General features: G+C 53.5%; 9 protein-coding genes and 1 pseudogene. 2 read left to right on the top strand and 8 right to left on the bottom strand.

Features of this window, described 5'->3' with window-relative positions:
- Positions 1 to 200 precede the first annotated feature (200 nt).
- Positions 201 to 668 (top strand): conjugative transposon protein TraN, encoded by a 468-nt coding sequence (gene traN / locus QVP03_RS11655; protein ID WP_288210798.1) that lies wholly within the window; start codon positions 201 to 203, stop codon positions 666 to 668.
- Positions 669 to 883: 215 nt separating this feature from the next.
- Here traN and QVP03_RS11650 read toward each other — a convergent pair whose 3' ends face one another.
- Positions 884 to 1,105 (bottom strand): DUF2795 domain-containing protein, encoded by a 222-nt coding sequence (locus QVP03_RS11650; RefSeq protein ID WP_009596288.1) that lies wholly within the window; start codon positions 1,103 to 1,105, stop codon positions 884 to 886.
- 434 nt (positions 1,106 to 1,539) lie between these two features.
- Here QVP03_RS11650 and fsa point away from each other — a divergent pair, with 434 nt between their 5' ends.
- On the top strand, positions 1,540 to 2,196 hold the full coding sequence (gene fsa, locus QVP03_RS11645; protein ID WP_014774785.1) for a fructose-6-phosphate aldolase: 657 nt from the start codon (positions 1,540 to 1,542) through the stop codon (positions 2,194 to 2,196).
- Positions 2,197 to 2,263: 67 nt separating this feature from the next.
- On the opposite strand, the gene QVP03_RS11640 is transcribed toward fsa, so the two are convergent.
- From QVP03_RS11640 to QVP03_RS11610, 7 genes and pseudogenes are all read right to left on the bottom strand, one after another.
- On the bottom strand, positions 2,264 to 2,542 hold the full coding sequence (locus QVP03_RS11640; RefSeq protein ID WP_022333585.1) for an HU family DNA-binding protein: 279 nt from the start codon (positions 2,540 to 2,542) through the stop codon (positions 2,264 to 2,266).
- A gap of 167 nt (positions 2,543 to 2,709) precedes the next feature.
- On the bottom strand, positions 2,710 to 3,417 hold the full coding sequence (locus QVP03_RS11635; protein ID WP_022333584.1) for a nucleotidyl transferase AbiEii/AbiGii toxin family protein: 708 nt from the start codon (positions 3,415 to 3,417) through the stop codon (positions 2,710 to 2,712).
- A complete protein-coding gene (locus tag QVP03_RS11630; RefSeq protein WP_014774786.1) occupies positions 3,372 to 3,698 on the bottom strand; it encodes a DUF6922 domain-containing protein in 327 nt (108 codons plus the stop codon). Before QVP03_RS11630 ends, QVP03_RS11635 begins: the two co-directional genes overlap by 46 nt.
- Before the next feature lie 246 nt (positions 3,699 to 3,944).
- Positions 3,945 to 4,235, bottom strand: coding sequence for a DUF4120 domain-containing protein (locus tag QVP03_RS11625; RefSeq protein WP_009596277.1), 291 nt, complete (start codon positions 4,233 to 4,235; stop codon positions 3,945 to 3,947).
- Positions 4,236 to 4,253: 18 nt separating this feature from the next.
- Positions 4,254 to 4,889, bottom strand: a complete 636-nt coding sequence (locus tag QVP03_RS11620; protein WP_022333583.1) for a hypothetical protein — start codon at positions 4,887 to 4,889, stop codon at positions 4,254 to 4,256.
- A gap of 700 nt (positions 4,890 to 5,589) precedes the next feature.
- Positions 5,590 to 5,781, bottom strand: coding sequence for a hypothetical protein (locus QVP03_RS11615; protein ID WP_232045456.1), 192 nt, complete (start codon positions 5,779 to 5,781; stop codon positions 5,590 to 5,592).
- A 66-nt stretch (positions 5,782 to 5,847) separates the two neighbouring features.
- Positions 5,848 to 6,364 (bottom strand): annotated as a pseudogene (locus QVP03_RS11610) (hypothetical protein); the annotation flags it as partial.

Raw genomic sequence — 6,364 nt, 5'->3', positions numbered from 1 at the left:
CCTGACGGTTATCACCGAGGACGGCGGATTCTTCACCTTCGACGTTCATTATGCCGAGAACCCGGCTGTCTCGACCCTCAATCTTACAGTGCAGGAACCGCAACCAGAAAGTATGAAGAAACCGGCTGCCGCGGGCTATCCGCAGCCGACGGCCCCAGCATCCGAAGGCCGAGCCGGCGGCCCCAGCATCCGAGGGACGGGTGCTGCTGCGCGAAGTAGGCCGCGAAAAGCCCGCGACCGTAAAACGCATGTTGAGCGACATATACCGCCAAAACCGTACGGACGTGAAGGGCATTCGTGCGAAGAAGTACGGCATTGAAGTCGAAGTGTTGGGGATTTACGTGTTCAATGACGTGATATACATTCACACCTGCATCTCGAACGACACGAACATCTCCTTCGAGGTGGATGCGCGGCGGTTCATCGTAGCGGATCGCAAACTCGCCAAGCGTACGGCACAACAGCAGACATCGCTCGAAATCCTGCGCGTATGCAACGATCCGGCAGTTGTAAGGGGGCACCAGCGTCAGCGGACGGTATTCGCGCTGCCCAAGCTTACGATCCCCGACGACAAGGTGCTTTTGCTGGAAATCGTCGAGAAAAACGGAGCCCGCCATCAGACGGTGGAGATACCCGCAGGGGAATTGTTGGATGCGAAACTCCTGTAAAGAGACAGGCGGTCGAACCCGATGCGGAAGTTTTTATGCAGCAGTGGGAATGTTTCGAATCCGTGCGGCGATCTTACAGGAGCACTTTGCAAGAGGATATTCAGACGTGGTTCCGCACGCTGCGGCTCTGAAAGGCTGTTCGTTTCCGAACAATCAGACACCCCGGTATGGTTTTCAGACCGTACCGGGGTGTCTTTCATGCAGCTTGAGGAAACTCAATATTCATCTTCGTTGAAGAAGAAATCGTCCTTGGAGGGGTAGTCGGGCCAGATGTCTTCGATAGATTCGTAGATTTCACCCTCGTCTTCTATCTCCTGCAGGTTTTCGAGCACTTCGAGCGGCGCACCCGAACGTACTGCATAGTCGATGAGTTCATCTTTCGTTGCGGGCCAGGGGGCATCTTCGAGTTTCGATGCCAGTTCAAGTGTCCAATACATGATTCGGTAAAGTTTTATCTCTCTGAATTTTCCGGAAAAACAAGGCTTTTCCTTACAGGGATGCAAAGGTAAAGCAAAAAAACGATGCCCGCAAACGGAACGATCCCCACGGCCTACATTCCGGACGTTCGAATGTCCTAACATCCGATTTCTACGGATGTGTCCGGCGTATAGGACTATGCGGTATCCCGGGGAGAAGAACCGAAAATCGCAACGAGAATTCCGATCCCCGCAAAGGTTCGTGAATCCGAACCGGAGATATGTCGCCGCCCGAGGTATCCGGGAAGACAGCATGCCGCCGTACAGCCGCCGACGGACTTTTTCCAGACACTGACAGCGTCGTAAAGAATTTCCGCAATGTAAAATCGGATATTATCCGGTATAACCTATATGGAATTTTCGTATCTTTATGGAAACCTAAAACCTATCGAACCATGAAATTCTTCATCGACACAGCCAATTTGGAGCAGATTCGCAAGGCGCATGAACTGGGCGTTCTGGACGGCGTAACGACCAATCCTTCTCTGATGGCCAAAGAGAACATCCGGGGTACGGAGAACTGCAACCGTCATTACGTTGAAATCTGCAACATCGTCGAAGGGGACGTGAGCGCCGAGGTCATAGCCACCGACTTCGAAGGAATGGTGCGAGAGGGTGAGGCGCTGGCGGCACTGCATCCCCGCATCGTCGTGAAACTGCCCTGCACGGCCGCAGGAATACGGGCCGTAAAATACTTCGCGGCGAAGAATATCCGGACGAACTGCACGCTGGTATTCTCCGTGGGGCAGGCGCTGTTGGCGGCAAAGGCCGGAGCGACCTATGTGTCTCCGTTCGTGGGACGTCTCGACGACATCTCCGAAGACGGCGTGGCATTGGTAGCCCACATCGTGAAGGTCTACCGCACCTATGGTTACAAAACGCAGGTGCTGGCCGCTTCGATCCGTCATACGCAGCATATTATCCAGTGTCTCGATGCGGGTGCCGATGTGGCGACATGCCCCCTTGCGGCAATCGAAGGGCTGCTCAGACATCCGCTGACGGACAGCGGGCTGGAGAAGTTCCTCGCAGACCATGCACGCCTGAATGCCTGACGGGTCACCGGCAGCGATAAAACGGCAACGCCCCGATTCGAACATCCGAATCGGGGCGTTGTGGCAATCATTTCTTTTCCAAAAGCCGCTGGAAGGCGGGAGAAGGCTTAAATGCAGGAATGTCGTGTGCCGGAATTTTGATCGTCGTATTCTTCGTAATGTTACGCGCCGTCTTTTCTTTGCGATGCTTAATCAGGAACGTACCAAAACCGCGGAGGAAAACGTTTTCCTTGCGGATCTGTGCGGCTCGCACCTCTTCCATGAAACCTTCCACGACGGCTAAAACGGTCACGGCTTCGACGCCCGTTTCCCGGGCGATCTGCTTTATGATATCTGCTTTGGTCATGTTTTGTAAGTTTTTATCCGATAAAGGTAAACAAACTTTTTAGCTTAAAAAATTCATCGGCAGTCCAACGATTATACCAACAGGTTATTGTATTGCCGCAGGGCGGCACATCGTGATATATGGAAAATAAAAATCCGGATTCGGACATTTTTAACTTGGATACGGATTCATCTCTTCCGGCCCCGTTTCATAGAGGTCGTATCCTTGTCCTCCGCTACGGGAAGTTTCTGTTCTTTTAACGGCCACTGCGAAAAAATATGCTCTTGGCGGACTGTCATCTCTTTCAGTCGTCGGGCGATCTGCTTCCAGTCGTATTCGAAATTCAGCATGACGATATCCTCACCGAAATCGATGTCATCGAAATATGTGAGTGCCTTGAACGGGCGGATGACATTTGCCTGCGGAAATTTTCGTTCGTAGCATTTGAGCATCTCATAAAACGGGATGCGGGTGGACAGACAGGCGATATCCACGAAATCTTTGAGCCGCGAACCGTCGTCGGCTATCGCAGACAGCTTCATGGCGACGATATCCTCGATGCTGTATAAACGGATTCCGGATTCCGCATAGGGCTGCCGGAGATATGCATATTTGTGAGCTATGCAGTCGATCTTAACGCCGTCGATCATGCCTTTCAGCGTGTCGGGGCGCCTGAAGGCCGTTTGGAATCCGTATCGCTGCGAAAGAAACGCTTCGAGTTCCCCGGCGTCGAACGACTCCGGAGTGAACAGATCCAGATCGACACTCACACGATGCCCCAGATATAAGGCCAAAGCCGTACCTCCGGCCAGATTGAACGCCGCAAGCCGGGGCTCGGCCTCCAACTGTTTCAACAACCCAAGTGTCTGCGGCGCAACTGTCTGCGTGTGTAACATCTCAATTCCTCTTTTTTAAGGCCGAAAGCCGTACATACGAAATTCATATCCTGCGCCGAGAGTGTCGGAACCTCTTTGATAATTTCCCGGAAGCCTTCGATGCCTCCGTAGAGGTCGAACGCCGCGAAGTAGTCCCGGAGCCATCCCCGTTCTATGATGCGCTGCACGACGACCTTACGCGAACGCTGCCAGTCGAACTGCGTCAAGTCATAGTCCCAAAGTAATGTCTTTGAGACCTTGCAGCAGCCTTTATTTCGGATATAGTCATCGAATATGGTCATGGGCCGGAGTTCGTTTCGCTTTACAAATATACGAATTATCCTGATGATATGCAATTTCCGTGCTTTGTCCGGCATACGCCTTCAAGAGTTGTGTCTTATCGCTCGTCATTCGCCGCAGCAAACATGGGACAAATCGGATATACACTCCCCGACGAAGGTCGGATACGGTGGTACGGACATCTCCGAACCGATTGTCCCTGTCTGCAGCATAGCGCAAAATTTTCATACGCATAAATAACCGGTTTTTCAGGTGTGGGTCGCCCAGCCGTGAAAGGGACGGTCGATAAAACAGCACGACCGATCCGGACATCCATGATAAACCAATCCGCCGACAACGCCCAGACTCCCGTCGGGATAGCGTTCCTTGAAGAGGAACGAATAGGGCGCGAAGTCCCTGTAAAGTTCGATCTGGCACGGATGATGGGGATTTTGCTCACGGCGTTCGAGGCGCTCCAAACATTCCCGAAGCGTGCTGTCGCCGATGCTTTCGGCGTATTGCACTACCTTATCGTAGTGCTCCTGACACATGATTTTCATAATAGTCCAAATTTTTCATTAATCTATATCGCAACCGATGAAGGTTCGCTCGTTGATAAGCAGGTAGTAATAACCGTTGCCGCACCCGCGGAATTCTTTTGAAAATCCGGCATTCAGGTCTCCGGCTTGATTGTAGTCGTCATCTTTGTCGCAGGGCTCCACCCAGAGCGAGCCGTCGTAACCCCGGAAGTCGAATTGCACTGAATGGTACGGCGTGCGGTTTCTGACGGCCTCGCAGAAACACCGGTACGTTTCCTCGCCGCACCATTTGCGCACGGCTTCGAGCGAGATGATCTGCCCGTCGATGCGGGTTCCGGTCGTGATACCGTTTTCATAGAGGTCCTTGCTGTAATCTGCATTTCGGATTTTGCGTATGAACGGACTTGTGAATCCTGCCTTGGCTGCTTCGCGCTGGAACTTGCGGATCAGGCGGCGGTCGGTTTCCGCGGGATCTTCGGCCGGAGCCGGCCAGAATATCTTTTCGATTCCGTCCCAGTCGCTGAATCCGAATCCCCGCCTTCGTTTGCCGACAGCTATGATGCCGCAAACGTTCTGATCGCGGTTGTAAAACAGGCGTCGGCGTCGACCTTGATATTGGATATACAGGGAGTTCGGGGTTTTCGGATCGCGTAGATATCGTTCTGCTTCGTGCATGGCTGATGTTGGATTAAATGGATATTATGTGAGTATGCAATATTATCGTTCTGTACAGGGCAGCGTCAGACACGCTGGAACCTGAACACCGGCTCGCTCACAGAGGTCGATGATTCGGCAAGCCAGCGTGTCCATGTCTTTCAGATCAAGTGCCATACGAATGACGGTTTCGTCCCACACCGTAACTTTTCCTGTGGGGCATAGCTTTTCATTGATAAAGTCTTCAAGCGCCCACAGCGGCCGTTACGGCCCTGAAGCCGGACAAGCGAGATATTATAGATCAATTCGGGAGCGAAGCCCGTCCCCTGAGCGAGACGCTCGGCGTTTTTGTTGATGCGATAGGTTTTCATTGTTTCTGAGATTTAAGATTTTTGGTATCTTCTTCTATGATTTGGAAGTCGTCGGGATTCCAGCCCTTTGCGACCAGCGCGGCCTGTGCGTCGATGACGCTCGGAAAGATGCGGCGGTGTTGCCGCGAGAAAGAGATGCGCCCGGCCGAAATACGCCGCACGGGGCACCCCCGGTGTTCGAGGTGGCAGCAGCACGGAACGGGACGGTAGTGCAGGAAGCCGCGCATGCGCAGCAGCAGGCTCCGTTCGTACTCCTTGTCCTCGCGGCAGCGTTCCCACGCCTCGTATTTGTCGATGCCGTCGGTCAGCAGCGTGTAACCGACAGCCCGGTCATAGCGGGTTCGGCCCTGCTAAAGGCCCCTGAAAAAGAGCGACAGCAGTTCCAGTTCGAGTGTCGGACGGCCTTTCGTGCGCAACGTTTCGGTCAGCGATTCGATCTCGCCGTAACGGAAGTCGAGCGGGCGGATGTTGTTCGCCGCCATACGCACCATCACCCGTAGGTCCGAAGTAATGGTGATACGTTTTACGATTATGTGACTCATAGTAATGGAAATAAAGAGCGCCGCAGCCGAAAGGTCGCAGCGCAGGTTAGAAAATATGAAGCAATACTATTCCAGAGTTTGCAATCCGAAATCGTCGCAAGCCATATGGAGATGTTCGCTGAACGAACTGTCGCAATAATAATCGCCCATCCGTCCGGCCAACTCCTGCAGATCGCCGTCCGTAATCGTCGCAGTATCGTATCCGTGTCTTTCGAGTGCCGCACGGTTCAGAAAGGCGATGTCGAACTCCGCATTCGGATCGTCCTTACTCGGAACGCTTGGCAGTTTCCCGTCGATGAACCTGTAAATCTCGTCAAGGTACTCCTTCTCCGCCCAGTCCGTATTCCCGTGCCGCCGGGAGAACTCGTCGCCCCAGGCAATGAGCGTCGCGGCCGTATCGCGGGAGTTGTCCGAGGGCCGGAATTTTCTGCGGCCGGCTTCATAGGCGATATCGACCAGCACCTCGGCATAGTCGCACAGGGACACATTGCCCGGAAGCGCTGCGGGTTGCCTTTTCATAAAGGCAGTAATGGCCTCGGCATAGATCCGGAGTTGCAGACGGTCGCGCTCCGCGGCGGCTTCG

The sequence above is a fragment of the Alistipes sp. CAG:29 genome, from assembly GCF_000435435.1.
In the GTDB taxonomy this organism is placed as follows: domain Bacteria; phylum Bacteroidota; class Bacteroidia; order Bacteroidales; family Rikenellaceae; genus Alistipes; species Alistipes onderdonkii.
This window is presented reverse-complemented; position numbering and strand designations above follow the sequence as displayed.

Bases quoted from the DNA above. Each gene is read 5' to 3' on its own strand.
- QVP03_RS11635 (WP_022333584.1), bottom strand. From the start codon at position 3,417: ATGTTACACACGCAGACAGTTGCGCCGCAGACACTTGGGTTGTTGAAA.
- fsa (WP_014774785.1), top strand. From the start codon at position 1,540: ATGAAATTCTTCATCGACACAGCCAATTTGGAGCAGATTCGCAAGGCG.
- QVP03_RS11620 (WP_022333583.1), bottom strand. From the start codon at position 4,889: ATGCACGAAGCAGAACGATATCTACGCGATCCGAAAACCCCGAACTCC.
- QVP03_RS11625 (WP_009596277.1), bottom strand. From the start codon at position 4,235: ATGAAAATCATGTGTCAGGAGCACTACGATAAGGTAGTGCAATACGCC.
- QVP03_RS11615 (WP_232045456.1), bottom strand. From the start codon at position 5,781: ATGAGTCACATAATCGTAAAACGTATCACCATTACTTCGGACCTACGG.
- QVP03_RS11630 (WP_014774786.1), bottom strand. From the start codon at position 3,698: ATGACCATATTCGATGACTATATCCGAAATAAAGGCTGCTGCAAGGTC.
- QVP03_RS11650 (WP_009596288.1), bottom strand. From the start codon at position 1,105: ATGTATTGGACACTTGAACTGGCATCGAAACTCGAAGATGCCCCCTGG.
- QVP03_RS11640 (WP_022333585.1), bottom strand. From the start codon at position 2,542: ATGACCAAAGCAGATATCATAAAGCAGATCGCCCGGGAAACGGGCGTC.